This window comes from Verrucomicrobiota bacterium (assembly GCA_016200005.1).
Lineage (GTDB): Bacteria > Verrucomicrobiota > Verrucomicrobiia > Limisphaerales > PALSA-1396 > PALSA-1396.
In genome coordinates this window covers 19,146-40,561 of the sequence record JACQFP010000079.1, presented here as the reverse complement: position 1 = coordinate 40,561, position 21,416 = coordinate 19,146, and the positions used below count along the sequence as shown (strand labels likewise).

The 21,416-nt window shown below is 58.7% G+C and carries 13 protein-coding genes and 1 pseudogene; 6 read left to right on the top strand and 8 right to left on the bottom strand.

The annotated features are described in order from the left end of the window. Positions 1-323: 323 nt before the first annotated feature. The 7 genes and pseudogenes from HY298_25655 to HY298_25625 form a co-directional block, all read right to left on the bottom strand. Positions 324-2,156: a hypothetical protein gene (locus HY298_25655; GenBank protein ID MBI3853645.1), complete on the bottom strand. Its 1,833-nt coding sequence runs from the start codon at positions 2,154-2,156 to the stop codon at positions 324-326. A gap of 309 nt (positions 2,157-2,465) precedes the next feature. Next, positions 2,466-4,193: a CocE/NonD family hydrolase gene (locus tag HY298_25650; GenBank protein ID MBI3853644.1), complete on the bottom strand. Its 1,728-nt coding sequence runs from the start codon at positions 4,191-4,193 to the stop codon at positions 2,466-2,468. Between the two features lie 216 nt (positions 4,194-4,409). Next, the gene (locus HY298_25645; protein MBI3853643.1) at positions 4,410-5,093 is read right to left on the bottom strand and encodes a response regulator transcription factor; all 684 of its coding nucleotides are present in this window, start codon (positions 5,091-5,093) and stop codon (positions 4,410-4,412) included. Between the two features lie 137 nt (positions 5,094-5,230). Next, complete coding sequence (locus HY298_25640) at positions 5,231-8,317, bottom strand: ATP-binding protein (GenBank protein ID MBI3853642.1); 3,087 nt, start codon at positions 8,315-8,317, stop codon at positions 5,231-5,233. 135 nt (positions 8,318-8,452) lie between these two features. After that, positions 8,453-9,550 (bottom strand): annotated as a pseudogene (gene bioB / locus HY298_25635) (biotin synthase BioB). A 52-nt stretch (positions 9,551-9,602) separates the two neighbouring features. Further along, positions 9,603-10,067 (bottom strand): response regulator, encoded by a 465-nt coding sequence (locus tag HY298_25630; GenBank protein MBI3853641.1) that lies wholly within the window; start codon positions 10,065-10,067, stop codon positions 9,603-9,605. 224 nt (positions 10,068-10,291) lie between these two features. Next, a complete protein-coding gene (locus HY298_25625; GenBank protein ID MBI3853640.1) occupies positions 10,292-11,092 on the bottom strand; it encodes a TIGR00282 family metallophosphoesterase in 801 nt (266 codons plus the stop codon). A 232-nt stretch (positions 11,093-11,324) separates the two neighbouring features. Between HY298_25625 and HY298_25620 the strand changes: the two genes are divergently transcribed. The 6 genes from HY298_25620 to HY298_25595 all read left to right on the top strand — a co-directional run bounded on the left by HY298_25620 (position 11,325) and on the right by HY298_25595 (position 19,405). Continuing rightward, complete coding sequence (locus HY298_25620) at positions 11,325-12,353, top strand: DUF3500 domain-containing protein (protein ID MBI3853639.1); 1,029 nt, start codon at positions 11,325-11,327, stop codon at positions 12,351-12,353. 349 nt (positions 12,354-12,702) lie between these two features. After that, positions 12,703-13,026, top strand: a complete 324-nt coding sequence (locus tag HY298_25615) for a hypothetical protein (protein MBI3853638.1) — start codon at positions 12,703-12,705, stop codon at positions 13,024-13,026. Between the two features lie 93 nt (positions 13,027-13,119). Then, positions 13,120-14,334 carry a class I SAM-dependent RNA methyltransferase gene (locus HY298_25610; GenBank protein ID MBI3853637.1) on the top strand — a complete coding sequence of 405 codons (1,215 nt, stop codon included), beginning with the start codon at positions 13,120-13,122 and terminating at the stop codon, positions 14,332-14,334. A gap of 67 nt (positions 14,335-14,401) precedes the next feature. Next, complete coding sequence (locus HY298_25605; protein ID MBI3853636.1) at positions 14,402-17,251, top strand: tetratricopeptide repeat protein; 2,850 nt, start codon at positions 14,402-14,404, stop codon at positions 17,249-17,251. Between the two features lie 13 nt (positions 17,252-17,264). Beyond that, positions 17,265-18,437 (top strand): glycosyltransferase family 4 protein, encoded by a 1,173-nt coding sequence (locus tag HY298_25600; GenBank protein MBI3853635.1) that lies wholly within the window; start codon positions 17,265-17,267, stop codon positions 18,435-18,437. Continuing rightward, positions 18,434-19,405 (top strand): undecaprenyl/decaprenyl-phosphate alpha-N-acetylglucosaminyl 1-phosphate transferase, encoded by a 972-nt coding sequence (locus HY298_25595; GenBank protein ID MBI3853634.1) that lies wholly within the window; start codon positions 18,434-18,436, stop codon positions 19,403-19,405. The genes HY298_25600 and HY298_25595 overlap by 4 nt, the downstream gene beginning before the upstream one ends. A gap of 29 nt (positions 19,406-19,434) precedes the next feature. On the opposite strand, the gene HY298_25590 is transcribed toward HY298_25595, so the two are convergent. Next, the gene (locus HY298_25590; GenBank protein ID MBI3853633.1) at positions 19,435-21,264 is read right to left on the bottom strand and encodes a ClcB-like voltage-gated chloride channel protein; all 1,830 of its coding nucleotides are present in this window, start codon (positions 21,262-21,264) and stop codon (positions 19,435-19,437) included. Positions 21,265-21,416: the final 152 nt, after the last annotated feature.

Here is a 21,416-nt window from a genome sequence, read left to right as displayed (position 1 = left end):
GCCGTATGCTCTCCAATCCGGTCGGGTCCTCGTGACGATATCTCTGCAAAGCGTCAGGAAGTTCGCACCAACTAACGAACTCCAGGCTGAAGAACGACCGTTGCTCAATCCACCACCGGCGTCACGATCCACCCAGTTTTCCGTTACAGTTGCGGGTCTTTGCGGATGCTCAGTTCGTCGGATAACATCGCAGGCTTAATCGACCTGTTGGCCGCGAAGTTCAAAGTGAGTCGCTCACTGCGGCCGTCGCGAAGGATTCGTTCGTCGGGAAACGTCAGCGCGATCTTTTCATTTGTGTGGACATCTGAGGGCAGGAGTGTGCGTCATCGCGGATGAGCGGTCTTTGTCCGCTGATCTTGATATTCCTTGAACAGCGCAAAAAAGGTGTGCGGATCGAGCACCTCGAAGTCCAGGTCCGGGCGCTGCTGGCGCAGGGCGGCGAGCGTCTCGCTGATTTGCGTCGGGTTCACCCACACGATGCGGAAGAAATAGAAGCCCGGAATCTTGTTCCCGTGATCCTTGATGGCCCTGGCCATGCGACCGGCGGTTTTCTCGGCGCCCTCGAAGTTGCACGCGTGGTTCAGCAGTTCCATCACCGGCATGTCTTTCCAAACCTGCGGCGCGGGGAGTTTTCCTCCCTGGTTGTGAAAATCAATCACGATGGTCGCAAAACCGTTCGGCGCGAACTTGCGAAACGCATCCTTCACGTCCGGCGTCGGTTCGTCCCAGTCCAGCACCATCGGTGCGATGTCCATGTCGGCCTCGCGGAAGAAACGTCGGTTGTGCTTCATGAACAGCGGCAGGTATTTCTTGCGGATGCGGTTTGGATTCATGTAACCGGCGGCGCTCGCGTCGGCGGTGAAGGTGTCGGCGGCTGTGGCGGTGCTGTAGAAATAGGCGATGAGGTCCGGGTAGGTTTCGAGCAGATTCGGGTTGATGCCCCAAGCCAGCGGAGTCTTGCCGCGGTCGGCGTTGTGCCAGTGGTTCGGCAGGAATTCGTAGAGCGGTGTGGCCGAGTCGTAATCCGCCATGAGAATGCAGAGGTAGGCTTTCTTTTCGAGCGGCACTTTCCGGGCGGTGCGGTGCTGACGGAGCGGCGCGCGCGGCGCCTGGCTGTGCAACGACTGATTGTAACACTGGCTCGAAATCGTGTTCTGGTAACAGTTGAACGGCGACATCAACCAGACCGATTCCCATTCCGTCGGCACCGGCTCGTGAGCGCTTTTGTGGTCGGGCATGTTGGCGTATTTCGAGAAGGCGAAAAAGCCGGTCAGCTCGGTCATGTGTTTGCCGGCGGATTGCCGGAGCGTGTCAGTCAGGAGGAGTTTGTAAGTTTCCAGGTCCAGGCCGAGGCGTTGTTCGGGATCATCCTGCGGCTTCTCGTCGCCCCACGGCGAGAGATCGAACACGAACGCGCGATTTTTCACGGCCCAATCGCGCGTGACGACGTAGCCGATGTCGCCGCGCGCCCGCGTGGAAAAGGAATCCTCGAAGAGACAAAGCCACTGCGAAGAGCAACGGCCCTTGGCGAGGTACTCGTGGATGGCCCAGCGATAGGCGTCGTTCTTCTTGCTGCCGGTCTCGGCGCCGGTGAACCGGCCACGGAGATCCGCGAGCACCGGCAGTTGCCATTGTTTCAAGAAACGGGCCGCGTACTCCGGGCTAAGCACGACGCCATCTTCAACTCCGGCCATCGTCGTCGCCACGTTCGCGGTGGCGGGCACGGCGGGGTCCCAGATGATGGCGCCTTTGAGCTGCTTGCCGGCGAGTTGGACGAGCGCGCTCAAGTCGGCCACTGGCTTCAACTCGCGTCCCTCGAGCCAGCGTCCGTCTTTCGAGAGCAGGTCGAGCCAGTATTGCGGACGGGCATAATTGCGCGAGAGCACGTAAAGCGCTGGTGACTTGCGATTGAGGATGCCTTGCAAACAGGCGACCGCCATCGCTTCGTCGTAGGATTCGGGAGTCGCATCGCGGGCAAGGGTGTAAGTGTAAAGCGCACGGCGCGGCGCAACGGTTCTTGTTTTGGCGGCATCCGCAGTCACGCCGGGCTGACGCGAAGCCCCGCTGCAAACCAATGCCATGGTCAACACGAACAGGCCGAGAGGACCCGGCACACGCCAATGATTGAGTGGATCGGCATTCTGTGATGTCCGCATATCGTTTGGTTTGCTTTCGGTAGAAATCCTGTTGTTTTGAACCAGCCGACCGAACACGCTGAGACTAAACATCCCACCGCCGGGCAGGAAGTCCAAAAAGGTGTCGCGCATTTCAGCTTCACCAGTCGCCGGCATCAATCGTGAGCAACGTCCGACCCTGAACCAGCCATCCCTTCCCCTGATCTGCGGTCGTGCGTTGTCCGCCGCTCGCGCTTAAAGCCGGTCGCCCTGCCGGGCTGTTCCATGCATCGCATCATGGCGCGCGTGTCGCAACGGCTCGAAGCGATGACCATCCGTTCTGCCGTTGTGTCATGGCCGTGGAATCACTGGCAGCAAGAGATGGGATGCGTGTTCGCGGTCGTGAAGAATTGTCTGTTTAGCGGTGAGCATTTCGGTGTCGGAGCCGATGGGGTTTCCGCTATTCGGGTTACGATCAAAACGCGGATAATTGCTGCTGGAAACTTCGAGGCGGATGCGATGGCCGCGTTTGAACAGGTTGCTGGTGACCCAGAGGTCAATCTCGAAGCGTTGGGTTTGGCCCGGCTCCAGGAGCGCGGGTTTGTCCGGGCCGTTGCGGTAGCGGGCGCGCAGAATCCCCTCGCACAAATTGTACGCCTTGCCGTCCGGATGCACGTCCACCAGTTTGCCGGTGAAATCCGTGTCGCGCGCGCTGGAAGCGGCCCAAAGGATCAGCTTCACCGGGCCGGTGACTTCGACTTCCTGCTCCAGCGGCGCCGTCGAATAGACGAGCACATCTTCGCGTTCTTCCAACTTGGTCTGGTCACAAGGTCCCGCAGTGGCGCCGACAATGTTGTTTCCGCCCACCGTGGCGACCGGGTTGTCACCGTCGTAAGTGAAACCGTCCTTCGGTTCGGTGCCGGGTTGGGTCGTGTTGAGCGAGCCGTCGCCCTTGAGCGAGTTTGCGTGGCCCGAGCTGCGAAGGTAGTAGGGCGTGAACCGCGTGCGCTTTAGCGGCCACTCGTTTTCGCTGTGCCAACGGTTCTCGCCCATGACAAACAGGTAATAAGGCGGCCAGTCGTGAATCTTCCTCTCTCGCCCTTTGAGCCAATATTCGTACCAATCGAACTGTCGGCTGAAAATTTTCAGTTCGGCGTCGGCGCCGAAATCGAGTTCACCGGTCTTGCGAACACCCACGCCATGTCCCCAGGGCCCCATGATGACGAACTGGTTGGTGCGCGCCTGCGGGCTGCGGGACTTTGTGCGCACACCGGTGGTCAAGTCGAGGGTCGCTTTCGAGAAAATGTCATACCAGCCGCCGACGTTCAGCGTGGGCACGGTGATCTCCGCATAACGGTAATCAATGCCGCGCTGTTTCCAGTAAGCATCGTAGGTGGCGTGTTGAACCCATTCATTGAGATATGGGATTTTTTTTTCGAACTGATCGCCGAACGTGCGCAGCGGCAAATAATTGTAGGCCTGCTGGAGTTTGTTGGAGTCCAACGCCACGCCGCCGACGGCCTCGCCCCAGCCCATCAGCAACCCTAGCATCACGGCGCCACCCGAATACGCCAGGTCCTCGTAGGTGTTGCCAAACGGCACCATCGGCACCATCGCCTTGAGGTATTTGCTCGAATTGGGCGCGGAGGCCCATTGTGTCCAGCCCGCATAAGAGGCACTCGAGGTGCCGACGTTGCCGTCGCACCAGGACTGTTTACCCACCCACTCCTGCGTGTCGAAACCGTCCTGCCCCTCGTGCAGGAACGGTTCCCAAATCCCTTCCGATTTTCCACGACCGCGGCAATCCTGCACCACTGTGACATAGCCTTTAGCAGCGACATCTTTGGCGCCGGGCCATTTTTCGTCCCCTTTGCCGTACGGCGTGCGAATTAGGATCACCGGCCAGGGGCCGTCGCCTTTGGGACGGAAGACATTCGCGGCAAGCTGGACGCCGTCGCGCATCGGCACCTTTACGTCCGCCTCGAAGATAAACGGCGGTTGGTCATTCTCCGCCAATACCGAAACGGCGAGGAAGACGCACAGCAACAAAGCCCGGCTGGAGGAAATCGAAGAGGTCATTTAAATGGCATTTTGAATACATCATGCAGCAGGTCCGCGGGAAAGGGCATGTCCCCAAAATGCGCGACATGACACATGCACCCACCAAGTTGGCACTTTCCTACCGGCAACAGTCCTCGTTGTCGTCCAGGTCCACAGAATAATCCGCACCAACTGCCCGCGAAGTTCTTTGCGCCCAATTGTGAACTCAACGACCAGCACCGTCACACAGGCTGGTCAGCCCCTGGCGGAACTGTGCGGCCGCGCCCCGCCCTCAACGAAGTGGGCGTACTTGGCGACGGCCTGGGCGCGGGAACGCACGTGAAGTTTCTCATAGATGCGGCGGACATAGGTGTTTACGGTATGCACGCTGATGTTGAGCCGGTCGGCGACCTCCTTGAACAGGTAACCTCGCATCAACATGTCCAGCACTTCCTGTTCGCGTGTGGAAAGAACCTCGCTTGCCGCCGCGGGAGCAGGATCGCGAAGGAAGGACTGGACGACTCTGCGGGCGATATTGCTGGTCATAGGGGAGCCGCCGCGGTGAACATCTTGCAGCGCGGCGAGCAGTTCGTCGCGCGGCGTTTGTTTGAGCAGGTAACCGGTCGCCCCCGCCGCCAATGCGTTGTAAATATGGTCGGTATCCTCATAGACCGTCAACATGAGGAACTGTGTGTCCGGCAGCATGGGCTTCAGTCGTTTCACCGCATCCACCCCGCTCATGCCGGGAAGGTTGATGTCCATCAGCACGACGTGTGGCTTCCGCTCGGCCAGCGGTGCCAGCGCGCTCTCGGCGTTGCTCCACTCGCCTGCGAGCTGGAAGCTGGAAGCGCCGCTGACCCAAGCCGCCAGAATCTTGCGGGCGTGCGGATCGTCTTCCACAATCGAAACGTCAATCGTCACGGATTTCTTATACCTCATCACGTCAAGTTTCGCTGTCATGTATTTTGGGGACACGGGGACACAACCACGGAAAACACAGACCAAGGTCCGACGCCTGCCAACCGGCGTGGGTTCAGCTTTCCCTGTAGGCACTCCGTGCTTTGCGATTCATCGAGTCAGGATTTGAACATCACGGTGAACTTCGCGCGCGTGCCCTCGCCCGGCGCGGTGTCCCAGTCACAGCGTCCGCCAATCTCTTCCATGCGTTTCTGCATGTTTGTCAGGCCGTGGCCGGCTGCGCAACGCAAACTGTCTCCTGACGCGGCGACCGCCGGGTTGGCGGGGTGCCAATGGAATCCGCGTCCATTATCCACCACGTGCAATTCAAACCCGGTGGGACGCAATTCGAGCGACACGCACACTTCGGTGGCCTGGGCGTGTTTGACAACATTGTGCAGCGCCTCTTTGAAGGCGAGGAAGACGTTGTGCCGAATCTCGGCGGTCAGCGCCACGGGTGGCAGTTGCACGGGCACATTGAGGCGGCAACGGATGTTGGCCGCGCTCAGGTAGTGCTGGGCGAAGCGACCAAGATAAGCCGCCAGGCTGTCCAACGTGTCGTACTTGGGGTTGACCGCCCAGACGATTTCGTCCATCGCCCGGGTGAGTTCACGGGCGGTGGTCTGGATTTGATCAACATTGGCCGCGGCTTGCGGCTGACCTTGAACCTCGCTGAGGACCGATTGGCTGAGCATGCTGATGCGCGTGAGGCTGGCGCCGAGGTCATCGTGAATGTCGCGAGCGATGCGGGCCCGCTCGCGTTCGAGTGCGCGCTGGCGCTCCAGGTGTTCAAGCTTGCGACGCAGGCGTTGGCGGACCACCCCGAGAACGCCGGCGGCCACCGCCCCGGCACCGCCAACGATCGAGGCTGCCCGGAACCAGAGCGTCTGCCAGAAATACGGCAGCAAGGTGAAAGCGACCGAAGCGCCAGCCTCGTTCCAAACCTCGTCGTTATTGCAGGCGATGACCTTGAAGGTGTAGTCGCCGGGAGGCAGGTAGCTGTATTCCGCGACACGCGTGACGCCCGCATCCACCCAGTCGTGCTCCAAACCTTCCAGCTTGCGACGAAAGCGGACTTTGTCAGGCGCCACGAAACTCAAACCAGTGTAGTGGAACTCGAAGCGCCGGTGCCCCGGCGGAATGCGCAGTGGCTTGGCGATCTCTGGGGCAAGTTCGTTCGGCCGTTCCACAGGTGGCTGCGTCGCCGGTTGCACCAACGTGTGGGATGAGCCGGGGGCAACGTCTGGGTTCGCGTGCATCCAGTTTTCCGACGCCACGCCATCCACGAACAGAGCTTCAATGACCACGGGTGGCGGCACGGAATTGGTGGTGACATTAGCCGGGTCCACCACCGCCAGGCCTTTAACGGTGGGAAACCAGAGTCGCCCATCCGCACTCTTGCAGGCACCGGGTTGAAATCCACCCAAACAAGTTGGCGCACTCAATCCCTCCGCCCGGCCATAGCTCAGGCAATGGACGGAACTGGTCTGGTCCCCGGCACAACGTTCGAGGTCGGATTTGCTGACGCGCAGAATGCCGCCCTGTGTGCCCAACCAAAAGTGGCCAATGCCGTCCGCCACGATGTGGCTCATGATCTTGCTGGGCAATCCCTGCGCGGCGCTGATGATGGAAAACTTTCCCCGGGCCAGCCGGGTCAGGCCGTTGTCCGTCGTGCCAATCCAAAGTGTGCCGTCCGGGTCGGCATACAAACAACTGACCAAGTCGCTGCCCAACCCGTCGTTTTGCCTGAACTGCTTCAACACACCCTTCCGCAAGGACCCCAGGCCGCCGCCCGACATGCCAAACCACAGCGTCCCATCCGGAGACTCTGTGATCGTCCGCACGTCCGGCAGCGTCAGCTTGTCCTTGCCGGCAAACCAGACCAGCTTGCCGGTTTCATAGCGATACAACCCTTCATGAGTGCCGATCCAAAGTTCACCGCCCCGGCCTTCGTACAAAGCAGCCACCGGCGCGGTTATGTTGCGCAGGTCGCCTGGCGACTCAAACCGCGCGCCGTTCCAGCGAAACAACCCACCACCCCACGTGCCGACGAACAGTTCCTGCTGTTTGGTTTCCAGCACGGACCAAATGAAGGGACTCTTGAGTCCGGCCGCTTGGCCCAACACAGTCCATTGCTGACCGTCATAACGATACAGACCGCCGCCTTCGGTGCCCACCCAGGCCGTGTCATCCGAATGTACGCTGAACGAGAGCACTCCGAAACCCTGCCAGCCATCCGGAGGCGACACCATCCGGACTTTGCGCGGACGCAAGCCTTCAAACCCCGTCCCGGTGCCGATCCAGCAATTGCCCTCCTGATCCACGGCGAGCGCCCGGATCCAATCGTGTGACAGGCCGTTGGTGCGGGTGAAGTGGAGCGGCTCGGCGCCGGATCTCAGCAGGTAAAGACCCTCTCGCTGTGTGCCCACGAGCAGTCCCGAGCGCGTCTCGATCAGCAGGTTGACGACCCCAAACTCGCGGGGAAAGCCTTCGACCTCCGTGGCCCACCCACCCTCGCGCCACTTACGGAGACGACCGTTCCCCAGCACCCACACCCCGCCCTCTTCCGCGGCAAAGACCCGCTCATAAATGGCGTTTGGTTGGTCTCCCGGAAAGACCACGGGCACAACGTTGCCCTGATCCAACGTAGCCACTTTGCCGCTGGACGCCATCCAAAGCCTGCCGTCCTTCGTCCGCGCCAAGGTCGCAATCATCATGGCCGAGGCGCCTCCGGGCGTTCGGGCGGTTTTGCCATCGCGCAAACGCAACAGGGTTCCGGTGTCGTTCATCAGCCACACGTCGCCCGCCTCGTCGCTGGTGATCGCCTGGAGGGCGCCGCCCGCCCAGTTAGACCCCAGATGGACTGATTGGAAGCGGCCGTCCGCCAGGCGCGTGACCTGGCCGGTTTCATGACCGATCCACAGCACGCGGTCCGGGCTTTCGTACAGGCTGGTGATGCGGCCGTTCGGCAATTCCGGCGTATTGCCCGAATCGAACACGGTGAAGGTCACGCCATCAAAGCGCACCAGGCCGTGGTAGGTGCCCAGCCAAAGGTAACCGTCGTGAGATTGGACAATGGCGGTGACGCTGTTCTGCTGCCAATTACCCTCGACCTGCGAGACCTCGAAAGGCTCCGCTGAAGCGCTTTGGCCGTTAGCGGCCTGGAGACCAGTTCCAGTCGCCCACAACAAAAAAAATGCCAACACACGCAACAAGCTCGCGTGACCGACCCACCTATGTCCTGCCGATGATAAAAACACAAATCTATTCCTGGCGGTTCTGGCTGGGCACGGGAGGAAGGGTTGAATCCAAACGCAAATCAAGGCAGGGCCAGTTTAGTTTTACGTCACCAGGACCGCTGCCGTCTGGCCAATTTCTTTTTCAAAACCACCGCTGTTTTCTTCCTGATCACTGAACCCGTGTTTGTCCCAGCTCGGATCCAAGCCGAGGTCTTTGAGCATTCGCAGGTCCTTCTCGACGGGCTGATTGAGCGTGGTGAGGTAATTGCCGACCATCAGCGCGCTCGCGCCGGCCAGGAAGACCATGCTTTGCGCGTCGCGCAAATTCACGGTGCGTCCACCGGCCATCATGATTTCCTGTCGCGGCAAAACGAACCGGAAGCAGGCGATGGTCTTCAAAATCTCCATGACCGGCAGCGGTTCGTTCTTTTAAAACGGGGTGCCGGGGATGGGATTGAGAATGTTGATCGGCACGACATTGGCGCCGATTTCTTTCAGCGAGAACGCGAGATCGCAGCGGTCCACGCGCGTCTCACCCATGCCGATGATGCCCCCGGAACAAATTTTGAGGCCGGCCTTTTTCAAATAGCCGATGGTCTCGACGCGGTCTTCGTACGTGTGCGTCGTGCAGGTCTGCGGAAAAAATCGACGCGAGCTTTCGAGGTTATGGCCGTAACATTCGAGCCCTGCTTCCTTCAGGCGATCCGCCACCTTCTGGCTTTTGATGATGCCGAGCGAGGCGTCGGGTCGCGTCTTGCCGCTGGCCTTCAATTCGCGGATGCGGTCGCAAACCTCGTCGAGCATCGGGCCTTCTTTCAAGCCTTTCCACGCGGCGACCAGGCCGACGGCAGTCACACCGTTCTGGTTCGCTTCGTCGGCGGCTTCGAGTACAGGTTCGGGATCGACAAAGCCGTATTTGGGCGAACCGGTTTGATAGAACGACGATTGCGCGCAGAAGCTGCAATTCTCCGAGCACGCGCCGGCTTTGGCGTTGACGATGGAGCACAGATGAATCTTGTTGCCCTTGAAATGTTCGCGGATACGGTTGGCCCACGACATCAAATCAAAAATATCCGCCGTGCTTTCCAGATCAAAAAGCCATTGACCTTCTTCGCGGTTGATGGCGCCGCCGGCCAGGACGCGTTTTCCAAGCGCGGTGATACGACCATGGCGCGTCACGTCAACAGATGCTGCAGTCATGCTTGACAGGATAGCGCGCGAGCGGATTTGCGCAAGGTCAGAACGCGCCAGCTTATTTGCCCGGACGTTTGCGATGGACGGGAGCATCCTTCGAGGGCGGGGTGAGCGGACCCGCCTCGCCCTGCTCTGTCCCGAGCACGGTGACCAGCGCCTGCCGCAACGTTGCCAGCAGGAATGGTTTGCTGAGGATGAGGTCAACGCCTGGAAACTGTTTGCCCTCAGCTTTGAAGATTTCTCCGTAAGCCGAGAGCATAATGACCGGCAATTCCGGCCACCGCTCCTTGATGGCAACCGCCAGGTGATCCCCTCGCATCTTCGGCATTTCAAAGTCGGTCAGCACCACGTCGAATGGTTTGGCCGCAAGTGTTACGAGCGCCTCGTCGCCGTCGTTTGCCAGTTCCACTTGATGGCCATCGTAGGAGAGCAACATGTTGACGGATTCGCGCAACAAACGCTCATCATCGACGACCAATATCCGAAGCGGTCGTCCCGGCCTGGGCTTGCTGGCGGAGGGCATCTACGGCTCACACTATCAACTCGCATTGTCTCTGGCGAGCATTTTTATTTTGCGCTTTTGTCGATCCCATACGAGATGCTTTTCTGCTGAACAACCGGCCATTTCGGTCGTAGATGGGTCGCTGAAATGCAAAATTCCAAGGGTTTGGTTGACGACGCGGTTGTGGCCGGTCAAGTCAGCAGACGTTGGCAATCAGGCGATCCGGCACTTTTCCGTGTGCAGGTTTAAATCGCTTCGGAGAGGCGCTGAATCTTCACAGCTTTACCGGTCGCTGCTTCGATTTCCACGACGACACCTTGGAGCAGCACACGGTTCTTTGCCACTTCAAACTTCTGCGGCTGGTTGGTCAGAAATCGCTTGATGATTGGCTCGATCTCGCGGCCAATCACGCTGTCGTGCGGGCCGGTGAAACCGGCGTCGGTCAGATACGCCGTGCCGCCGGGGAAGATTTGCTCGTCGGCGGTTTGCACGTGGGTGTGCGTCCCGATGACCGCGCTCACTTGGCCAGCGAGCATCCGCGCCAGCGCGATTTTTTCCGACGTCGCCTCGGCGTGAAAATCCACGAAGATGATTTTCGTCTGTTGGCGCAGACGTTCAACCTCGGCTCGGGCTGCGTGAAAAGGGTTTTCGAGATTGGGCATGAACGTGCGGCCTTGCAAATTCAAAACGGCGACTGAAATCGAATTTCCGATTTCTGCTTTCTGCTTTCTGCTTTCAAAAACCGCACTCCCCTGCCCCGGCGTTCCCGGCGGGTAATTGAGCGGACGCAGAAAGCGGCGCTCGTTCTCCAGGAGTTCGATGACTTCCCTTTGATCCCAAAGATGGTCGCCGCTGGTAATGACATCCACGCCGGCGGAGAAGATTTCCTTCGCCATGTCCGGCGTGATGCCCGAACCACCGGCGGAATTTTCCCCGTTGGCAATCACGAGGTCGATGCCGTGCTGTTCCCGCAATTTCGGAACGAGTTCTTTGACCGCGCGCCGGCCCGGCTGTCCCACGATGTCGCCGATAAAAAGAATCTTCACTGGCGGAACAGTAAGCGTCACGTCAGAGCACGCAAGCAAAACGGGCGTAAGTTGCCAATTCTCCTCACCCGCCCTAAAACAGCACCCTCTCCCCATCCGATGGGGAGAGGGACGGGGTGAGGGGCTTTTCGTGGATCGCCAGCGCGAACTTCAAACGGCAACAATGTGTATGTCTAGGAACAAGAATGATTTTCCGTTTGCGTTTTGGCGACGATTCGTTTGACTGGACGACATGAAGAATTCCCGATTGGTCTGTGTCGTCGTCTCGTTGTTCCTTGCGATTGTCTTCCGGGCTTCGGCGCATTCACCGGCCGAAGAAATGAGCGACGCGGCAAATAATTTTCTCGCGTCGCTGACCTCGGAACAGCAGGCCAAGGCGCGGTTTGAATTGAGGGATGAGGAACGCAAAAACTGGCATTTCATTCCCAAAGAACGCAAGGGACTTCCCATCAAAGAAATGACGCCGGCGCAGCGAAATCTGGCGCACGCGCTCCTCGCTTCCGGTCTTAGCCAGCGCGGCTATGCGAAGGCGGTCACGATCATGAGCCTCGAAGATATTCTGCGCGAACTGGAGCAAGGCAAAGGTCCGGCGCGCGATCCCGAGCGATACTTCGTGTCGATTTTCGGCAAGCCCGGCGACAAGGAAACTTGGGCCTGGCGCGTCGAAGGACATCATCTCTCGATCAACTTCACCATCGCGAATGGAAATGACATTGCGGCCACGCCGTCTTTCATGGGCACGAACCCAGCCGAAGTCCGCCAAGGGCCGCGAAAGGGATTGCGAGTTTTGGCCGTGGAGGAAGACCTCGCCCGGCAATTGGTGAAATCATTCAACGATGAGCAAAAGAAAACCGCGATTTACACCAACACCGCACCGGCGGACATCATCACTGGCGCGGAGCGCAAGGCAAGAATTCTGGCGACGACCGGCCTGCCCGCTTCCCGGATGAACAAGGACCAAAGCAAACTGTTGCTGGAGTTGATTCGGGAATATGTCTATCGCCATCGCGCGGAAGTGGCCGACCGTGATCTCGAAAAAATCCGAAAGGCGGGCTTCAGCAAAGTCTATTTTGCTTGGGCGGGTGGACTGGAACGAGGCGAGAAGCATTATTATCGCATTCAAGGCCCGACGTTTCTGATGGAATACGACAACACGCAGAACGACGCGAACCACATCCACGCCGTCTGGCGCGATTTCGAAAATGATTTCGGCGATGACTTGTTGAGGAGACATTACGAGCAGACACCGCATCCGAAATGAAGTGATTTGGCGATAAGACAAGCAGCAACAAACCCTTTCATTAACACCCAACTTCAGTTGGGTGTGGCTGGCCGGAGACACCAAGAAACCGTTTCAACGGTTTGCCGAATTCAGCAAACCGCTGAAGCGGTTAGGTGGCGAAGTTGTTCTCCTCACCCGGCTAAAGCCGGGTGTTAATGGGACTTGGAGCGAAGAACTGTGCTCCCTCTTTTGTTGCCCGTTCAACGCTCATTTCAGGAGGAATGCCGTGCTGGACAGAAACCTACGCCCAGAATACAGTCGCACCGTGAAACCAGATAGGCTGCAATACGCGCGGCCTACTTAGAACGTTAAGACAACGCCAGCGCGTATGGATAAAGACATCATATTGCCGCTCGTAATAGGCTCGTTCGCCATTGCTTTATTTGTCACCGTCTATTGGTGGTTCGACAGACGATCGAAAGTTATTTTGAAGAAGTGGGCGGATGAGAATGAATTTGAAATTGTGGAGAAGAAGCAGCGGTACATGTTTTTTACAGGACCATTCAAGTTCTGGACGAATAGCCGAAACCAGATCATTTATTTTTTTAAGGTGCGCGACCGAGATGGTCGTGAACGATCAGGTTGGGCGCGCTGTGGCAGTTTTTGGGGTGGAGTGTTTTTTAGTGATCAGATAGAGATTCGATGGGATTAGCCGCAAGCGGCCTGATACCGAGATCGCCTGTAAACTCTTCATCGCTCCGACAAAAGCCTTTTCCATGATTCCACCCGCGCGTAACGTGCGCGGGTGAATTTGTCTCCGGGCACAATTGTTTCATTGAGCATTACGGACATCGCGTTCGGCGGCGAGGGCGTCGCACGACGGAACGACTTCGTTGTGTTCGTCCCGTTCGTGCTCCTCGGCGAATTCGTCGAGGCCGAGATTACCGAGATCAAAAAGAAGTTTGCCCGCGCTCGTTTGCTCCGAGTAGTTCAGCCGTCGCCGGAGCGCGTGACGCCGCCGTGCCGTTACTTCGGTGATTGCTGTGGTTGCCAGTATCAGCACATCGCCTACGAAGCGCAGTTGCGCATCAAGCACAAGCAGATCGCGGATTTGTTCGAGCGGGTTGGGAAATTCGCCCCCGACCTTGTCGCGCCAGTGATTCCCTGTCCGCAACCTTACGGCTACCGCAATCGCATCATGATCCGCAGCCAGTGGAACAAGCCGCAGCAAAAGCTGAACATCGGCTTCATTCGCGCGGACAACCGGCTAGTGGTGGACATCGAAGAATGCAAGATCGCCGAGCCGGCGTTGAATCAAGAGATTCAACGAGTGCGCGCGCATCCGCCACCCAAAGGCGGCATCAAGGTTGTTCTGCGAGTCGCGCCGGAAGGCTGGGAGGTGCCGCGCGATTCGTTTTTCCAGAATAATTTTTTCCTGCTACCCAAGCTGGTCGAGGTGGTGCGGGAGCGTTTGCGAAGCGTTGGAGTTCAAGCTTCAGCTTGCCAGGAAATGTCGCCCCGCCGGGAACAAGCTGAAGCTTGGACTCCAACAGGGCGATTTCTCGTGGACGTTTATTGCGGCGTCGGTTTTTTCAGCGTGGAACTGGCCGACCTGGTGGAGTCGTTTGTGGGAGTGGAGTTGGACAACCTGGCCATCACCGCCGCGCGACAAAATGCGACGGCGCACAGCCGCACGAATGGCGAGTTCATCGCGGGCCGGGCGGAGGATTTGTTGCCGTCGCTCTTGACGCGCTTCCCACCAGCGAGCACGACGGTATTGCTCGACCCGCCACGCAAAGGATGTTCACCGGAAAGCTTGCAAGTGTTGCGTCAAACGCGACCCAGCCAGATCATTTATGTCTCCTGTCACCCGGCAACCCTGGCGCGGGACTTGAACGTTTTGTGCGCCGACGGTGTCTTTGAATTGGCGCGCGTCATTCCGCTGGACATGTTTCCACAAACCCAACATGTGGAATGTGTGGCGGATTTGCGTCGCAAGGACAGCCCGTCCGGAGAATAGCATCGTGCTGCTGATGGTAATCTAGCCTTGCCAAGTTGGCCGGCCTGGTTTTCAATGTGAACACCGCATGACAAACAAACATGAGTCGAACACGAGGAATCCTCCTTCCACAATTCTCCCGTGGCTGGTCGCTGCCGGAGTGTTGGTGTTGTATCTGGTGACGCTGAATCGCTGGGTGACGCTTGGCAACCTCGGTCAGATCATTCAATTGGGACGGTGGGACGGACAACTTCCCTTTTACTGGCCGCTGTATTTTGTTGTCACTTATCCCCTGAGCTGGCTGCCGATGAGCTGGCAACCGCAAGCCTTGAATCTTCTGGCGGCGATTTGCGCGGTGCTGACGCTGGCGTTGCTGGCGCGGTCGGTGATGTTGCTGCCTCATGATCGGACCCGCGAACAGCGTTTGCGCGAGCACAGTCCGTCTGCGCGGCTGTCGATTCCCGGCGCCTGGCTGCCGCCCGTGCTGGCGGTGCTGGTTTGCGGTCTGCAGTTGTCATTCTGGGACAATGCGACGGCGGGCACCTCGGAGATGTTTGACCTGCTGCTCTTCGCGTACGTCATCCGGTGTCTGCTGGAATACCGCGTCACGCAACAGGAGTCGTGGCTGACGAAGTTCGCGTTGGTATATGGACTGGCGATTCCAAACAACTGGGCAATGATCGGTTTTGCGCCGGCGTTTCTCGTCGCGTTAATTTGGATCAAAGGAACGGGTTTTTTCAAATGGCGCTTCATTGGCCGCCTGGCCGCTTGCGGTGCGGTGGGACTGCTGTTGTATCTCCTGCTGCCGCTGCTGCACAGCGCGTCGAGCCTGTCGGATGCAACGTTTTGGCAGGCCTTGAAGGCCAACCTGGTCGGTCAAAAGAGCATGGTGCGCAACGCGCTTGCCCTGCCGAAATACGTGGCGTTATTGCTCGCCTTGACTTCATTACTGCCGGTGGTGGTCATGGGCATCCGTTGGAAGTCGTCCCTTGGGGATACCAACGCCATCAGCATCAAGCTGACGACATGGATGTTTCATCTCGTTCATGGTTTGTTTCTGGTTGCTTGTGTGGTGGCCGCGTTTGATTCGGTTTTCAGTCCGCGCAAATTATCCATGGAGATAGGGCTGCGCACATCCTTTCTGACGCTGTATTATCTGGGTGCGCTGAGCATCGGTTATTTTAGCGGGTATTTTCTACTCGTCTTCGGCACGGAACCTTCCGGGCCGCGTTCACGCGCGGGTTTTTTACGGCGAGCCACGAATGGAGTCATCACCGTGATCCTTTGGCTCGCGCTGGTGGGCGGGCCGGCCGCGTTGATCTACCAGAACCTGCCCAGAATCCGGGCGAACAGCGCGGTGCCGTTGCGTCAGTATGCCGAACTGCAGGCAAAATCCCTCCCCAAAAACGCTGTGGTGCTCAGCGACGATCCGACCGAATTGTATCTGCTCACGGCCACGCTGCATCGAAACAAAACGGTGGATGACTACCTCCTGCTGGACACGCGTTTGCTGAAGCTGGCGAAGTACCATGAGTTTTTGAGCAAACGATATGCGCAACGCTGGCCGTATCGCACCTCCACCAACAACCCCACCGGGTTGATTGATGATGTCAGTTTGATGAAAATGATGTTTGACCTCAGCCGCAGCAACGAGGTGTACTATTTGCATCCCAGCTTCGGTTACTACTTCGAGGAATTCTACATGCGGCCGCACGGGCTCGTGTATCAGCTCAAAACCTATACCACCAACTCGATCAACGCGCCGTCGTCGACTCCGGATGAAATCTCCGAGAACGAAAACTTCTGGAAGCAGATTGGAACTGATGTCCTGTCGCCGTTGCCCGGACTGGTGAAACAGCGCGGTTTTGCGGCGACGCTGGTCAGCACGTACTATTCACGCGCCCTTAACTATTGGGGTGTCGAGTTGCAAAAGAGCGGTCAATTTGACGATGCCGCAGCCCACTTCCAGCGCGCGGTGGAACTGAACCCGGACAATGTGGTGGCGCAAATCAATCTCGACTACAATCGCGACCGGCGCGCCGGCAAGAAATCAACCGTGGATGTTGCCAAGACCATCGAAGACAGGTTTTCCAAGTACAGCAACTGGGAACAAATCATGCGCGCCAACGGCCCGTTTGATGAACCGAATTTTTGTTTCGAGCAAGGCCGCATCTTTACCAAAGGCAGAAACTATCGCCAGGCGGTCCAGCAATTTGATCGCGTGGCGGCGCTCGCGCCGGACCATCTGGCGGCGCGGTTATGGCTTGGTCAGTTGATGATCATGGGGCGGATGCCCGGCAAGGTGCTGGATTTGGTGGCGGAGATTCGCGCGCATCCCGAAACTTTTCCGCTGGATCAAACCAACCAGATCGAGTTGATCCGGCTCGAAGCCAGCGCGCAATTTGCCAGCACCAATTCGCAAGCGGCGGACGATATCCTGCAGGCAGCTCTCACCAAATATCCTCAGGACAAGAATTTGCTGGCGGCGGTCGCGCAGGTCCAGATGGCCTTCGGCCACCATGCCGAAGCCATGACCACGGTGGAGAAACTGTTGAGCCTCGCGCCGGACGATCCGCAGGCGCTGCTGAGCAAGGGCGCCCTGTGCATTCAACTCAAGACCTTCAAGGAAGCGGTTGCGCCCCTCACCCGCCTCTTGGAATTGCAGCCGGACAACAACGCCGCGCTGCTGAACCGCGCCATTGCCAATCTGCAAATCGACGAACTGGACGCCGCGCAAAGCGATTACGAGAAATTGAGAACCGCCTTCCCGTCGGCGTTCCAGGTCTATTACGGTCTGGGTGAAATTGCCTTCCGTAAAAAGGACTGGCAAAACGCCATTAAAAACTACGAGCTGTATTTGAAGCACGCGCCGCCCAACACCGAAGAACGAAGATCCATCAGCGCCCGACTCAAGGAACTCAAAGACGGCTCGCCCTGAACATGAAGAGCGGATGCGCGTCACCCACGTCATCACCCGACTCATTGTTGGCGGCGCCCAGGAAAACACCATTGCGTCAGTCTTGGGCTTGCAACAGAAACCCGGTCTGGAAGTAAACCTGATCTCCGGAGCGTCCCCTGGCAGTGAAGGCTCGCTTGAATCAGCATTCGTAAACTCACCTGGCTCGTTGAGGGTCCTGCCCGAACTGGTGCGGCCGGTGCATCCGTTGAAGGACTGTCGGGCCATGCGACATTTGACCGCGTTGTTCCGCACCGAACGGCCGCACCTCGTGCACACGCACAGCGGCAAGGCCGGTGTGTTGGGGCGGCTGGCGGCGGCGCGCGCGGGAGTGCCCATCATCGTCCACACCATTCACGGCCCGTCGTTCGGCCCGTTTCAAGGAGTGCTTTCCAACTGGATATTCTTGTCGGCGGAACGGTTGGCCGGAAGGGTCACAACGCATTTTGTGAGCGTCGCCGACGCCATGACTGAGCAATATCTCAACGCGGGTATCGGCAGGCGCGATCAGTTCACAACCATCCTCAGCGGATTCGACCTGGCTCCGTATTTGTCAACCACCAACGACCCGGCATTGCGCGCCAGCCTCGGAATTGCGCCCACCGACTTCGTCGTCGGCCAAATCGCCCGGCTGTTCAAATTAAAAGGGCACGAGGATTTGTTTCGCGTCGCTTCGGCACTGGTGCAGGAGTGTCCGCAGATCAAGTTCTTGCTCGTTGGCGATGGTCCCTGGCGGCGGCGTTTCGAAAATCAGGCCCGCGCCATGGGACTGGAAAGACAATTCATTTTCACCGGACTTGTTCCCCCGGCACAAGTTCCGTCACTGGTTGGTATCATGGATGCAGTTGTGCATCTGTCCTTGCGAGAGGGTCTGCCCCGCGCGTTGCCGCAGGCGTTGGCGGCGGCCAGACCTGTGGTTGCTTACGACTGCGGCGGCGCCAAAGAAATCTGCATCACTGATGAAACAGGATTTCTTTTGTCTCCCGGCAACACCTCGGAATTAACCGCGCGGCTATTGCAACTGGCGCGTGATTCCAGCTTGCGCGAGCGTCTGGGACGCCGCGGCCAACAAATGGTCAAGGAACGCTTCGACGTCAATCGCATGGTGGCCGATCTTTATGCGCTTTACTTGAAACTGGCCGCTGAAAAACACCTGACCCACACGTGAGTTTTCCATTCAACGTTTATCTGCTGGCCTTCGGCGGCGCGTGGCTGACCGCGCTTCTGACGTTGCCGGCGTGGCGGGCCTGGTGTTTGCGCATCGGGCTGGTGGACGATCCGGGCCATCGCAAGATTCACCAATCGCCCATCCCGCTGGCGGGCGGATTGGCCGTGCTGACCGGAATACTCGTGCCCACCGTCGCCGCGATCTTGCTCATCCAATCCGGCCTCACCGGTTTGCAAACCACCTCCTTGACTCACGGCTTGGGGGCGCGCCGCAAGGAACTGGCCGCGATCTTTTTCGGCGCGGTGACGATGGTCGCGCTGGGATTGTGGGACGACAAATATGAATTGCGCGCCTCCGTGAAATTCGCGGGACAGCTTTTCATCGCGGCCATTGTCGCCGGCGCCGGCGTGCGCGTGACCTTGTTTGTGCCCAGCATCGCGTTCAGCTACGCCATCACGGTTTTGTGGATTCTGACCGTCATCAATGCCTTCAACTTCATGGACAACATGAACGGTCTTTGCGCAGGTCTGGGTGCCATCGGCGCGTTTTGTTTCGCCGCGTTCGCCGCCGTGAGCGGGCAATATCTCGTGGCGCTGCTGGCGCTGCTGGTCTGCGGCGCGTTGCTCGGCTTCCTGCCGTACAATTTTCCGAAGGCCGGCGCGTTTCTTGGCGATGCGGGCAGTCATCTGGTGGGTTACCTGCTCGCGGTGCTGGCCATTCTCCCTCACTTTTATACGCAGAAGAATCCCCGAGTCCTGGCGGTGTTGACGCCGTTGCTGATTCTGGCCATCCCGCTGCTCGATCTGGTCTGGGTGGTCGCCTTGCGCTGGCGCCGCGGTCAACCGTTTTACATTGGAGACACCAATCATCTTTCTCATCGCCTGGTGCGGCGTGGTTTGAGTCCGGTCCGCGCGGTGCTGCTCATCTGGTTGCTGGCAACGGTCCTGGGTGTGTTGGCATTTATCTGAGTCCGCATCACGTTTCACGATTTCACGTTTCACGCTTTGCCCTGGCGGCCCGCGGCAATCGCTTCGGAAAGCAGTCCCAGCACTTCAGCGCGTGCCAGGGCGCCGACCAGTCGATATTCCTTGAATGAGTTTACCACGGGCACGTTCCGCTGTTCACTGGCGAGCACCGTCGGCAACGCCTCCAGCAACCGTTGATTGGGTGTCACGCACGGTGGCGGCGGACGCATCACGTCGTAGGCAATCACCGCGCTCATCTCCTCCCCGGCGTTGAGATACTCCTTCAAATCCTGAAGCGCCACGATGCCAAGCAGCCGCCTTTTGGCATCCACCACCGGGAGAAAATTATTCGAACTGGACAGGAAACGTTCGGCGATCTCCCGCAACTTCACATTCTCACGCACCGGCGGCACCGGCTCGCGCATCAGTTCGCCCACGGTTTGCTCAGTCGCAGTACCCATGCGCGCGCTTTCCCGGTCGGCGGTCAACTGGGTCAGTTGTAGTGGCGCCGTGTAGATGGATTCCCGATGCAGCCGGCGCGCCAGCAGTGACGAAACAACGCACGCCAGCATCAACGGCGGCATCAGCGAATAATTCAAGGAAATCTCGAACACCAAAATCATCGCCAGCAACGGCGAATGCGTGGTCGCCGCCAGCGCGCTCCCCATTCCCACCAGCGCAAACGCGCCGGTCGGCAGCCCGCCAGCCTGACCCAATTCGTGCAAGGCCGTGCCGAACACGCATCCCAGACCCGCACCCAAGAACAAGGTGGGCGTAAACACCCCGCCGACGGCGCCCGAACCAACCGTCGCCAAAGTGGCCAGTACTTTTGCGAGGAGCAGACCCGTCAGGAATAGCACGGGAAATAATTCTCCGGCATATTGACCGTGCAAAATCCGGTTCGTCATAACATAGCCGTTGCCCCACACACCGGGATAGGCCAGCGCGATGATTCCCACTGCCAATCCACCCAGAGCCAGGCGGGCGTAAATGGGCAGCGGCAGGCGTTGAAACCGTTCTTCGCACCAATGAAGCATTTTCAGGAAGGCGGCACCCGTCGCTCCCGCCAGAATGCCCAGCAACAAAAACCACGGTAGTTGAGTCAAACGGGTGACCGCAAACGTCGGCACAACATATCTCGGCTCCATGCCAAAAAAACTGTGGGACACAATCGAGGCGATGACCGAGGCAAACACCAGCGGCGCGAACATGTTCATCGAGAAATTCCCCAGCACAATCAGCGCGGCAAACACCGCGCCCGCCACGGGTGCATTGTAAGCCGCGGCAATGCCCGATGCCGCGCCGCAGGCCACCAGCAATCGCAGGCGGTAAGGTTGCCAGTTCGCAAGCTGTCCGCCCTTGGAAGCCAGCGTGGCGGCCAGTTGCACGATGCCTCCCTCACGTCCGATGGACGCGCCCGAACCGATGCTCAACAGGGAGGAAAGCGTCTTGACTATCCCAACGCGAAACGGCAGCCGACCGTCGCCCGCGACCACCACCTCCAGCAAATTGCTCGAACCTTTCTGCCCGGCAATGCGGAGTCCCCAATACAAAACCAGTCCGGCTGCCAGTCCGCCCAACGTCGGCGCCAACAATCGTTGCCACCAACCCAGAATCTCGGCCACTTCAACCGGGTCGCCCGTGTGACGCAAAAATAATTTCGTAACCGATTCCGTGCAGAGGTAAAAAAGCAGATTGACGAAGCCGCCGAGAACGCCCACGGCGCCCGCCAGGATCAAGTGAAAGGTCTCCTCGCTGAAGCGCAGCCGTTCGCGGAGACGCAACGCGCGCCGCCAATTTCGCAGAATATAAGCCTGCGCGCCTGCAACCACCTTCTCCAATGTCGGCGTCCCCAACTGCACGCTCCAACACTACTGCTTTTTTCGTCCTTGACGAGCGAGATTCCACGGATCGCAGTGCGCGAATCGAACCCCTGAACCCACCCCTGACCTCCTTCCCAGGAGGGGAGCAGCACACGCTCGCTTTGTTCCCCTCCTGGGAAGGGGTCAGGGGT

What these genes read in the sequence shown, in the direction of transcription:
- HY298_25655 (MBI3853645.1), bottom strand. Translation starts at nt 2,156, where the DNA reads ATGCGGACATCACAGAATGCCGATCCACTCAATCATTGGCGTGTGCCG.
- HY298_25650 (MBI3853644.1), bottom strand. Translation starts at nt 4,193, where the DNA reads ATGACCTCTTCGATTTCCTCCAGCCGGGCTTTGTTGCTGTGCGTCTTC.
- HY298_25645 (MBI3853643.1), bottom strand. Translation starts at nt 5,093, where the DNA reads ATGAGGTATAAGAAATCCGTGACGATTGACGTTTCGATTGTGGAAGAC.
- HY298_25630 (MBI3853641.1), bottom strand. Translation starts at nt 10,067, where the DNA reads ATGCCCTCCGCCAGCAAGCCCAGGCCGGGACGACCGCTTCGGATATTG.
- HY298_25620 (MBI3853639.1), top strand. Translation starts at nt 11,325, where the DNA reads ATGAAGAATTCCCGATTGGTCTGTGTCGTCGTCTCGTTGTTCCTTGCG.
- HY298_25615 (MBI3853638.1), top strand. Translation starts at nt 12,703, where the DNA reads ATGGATAAAGACATCATATTGCCGCTCGTAATAGGCTCGTTCGCCATT.
- HY298_25605 (MBI3853636.1), top strand. Translation starts at nt 14,402, where the DNA reads ATGACAAACAAACATGAGTCGAACACGAGGAATCCTCCTTCCACAATT.
- HY298_25600 (MBI3853635.1), top strand. Translation starts at nt 17,265, where the DNA reads ATGCGCGTCACCCACGTCATCACCCGACTCATTGTTGGCGGCGCCCAG.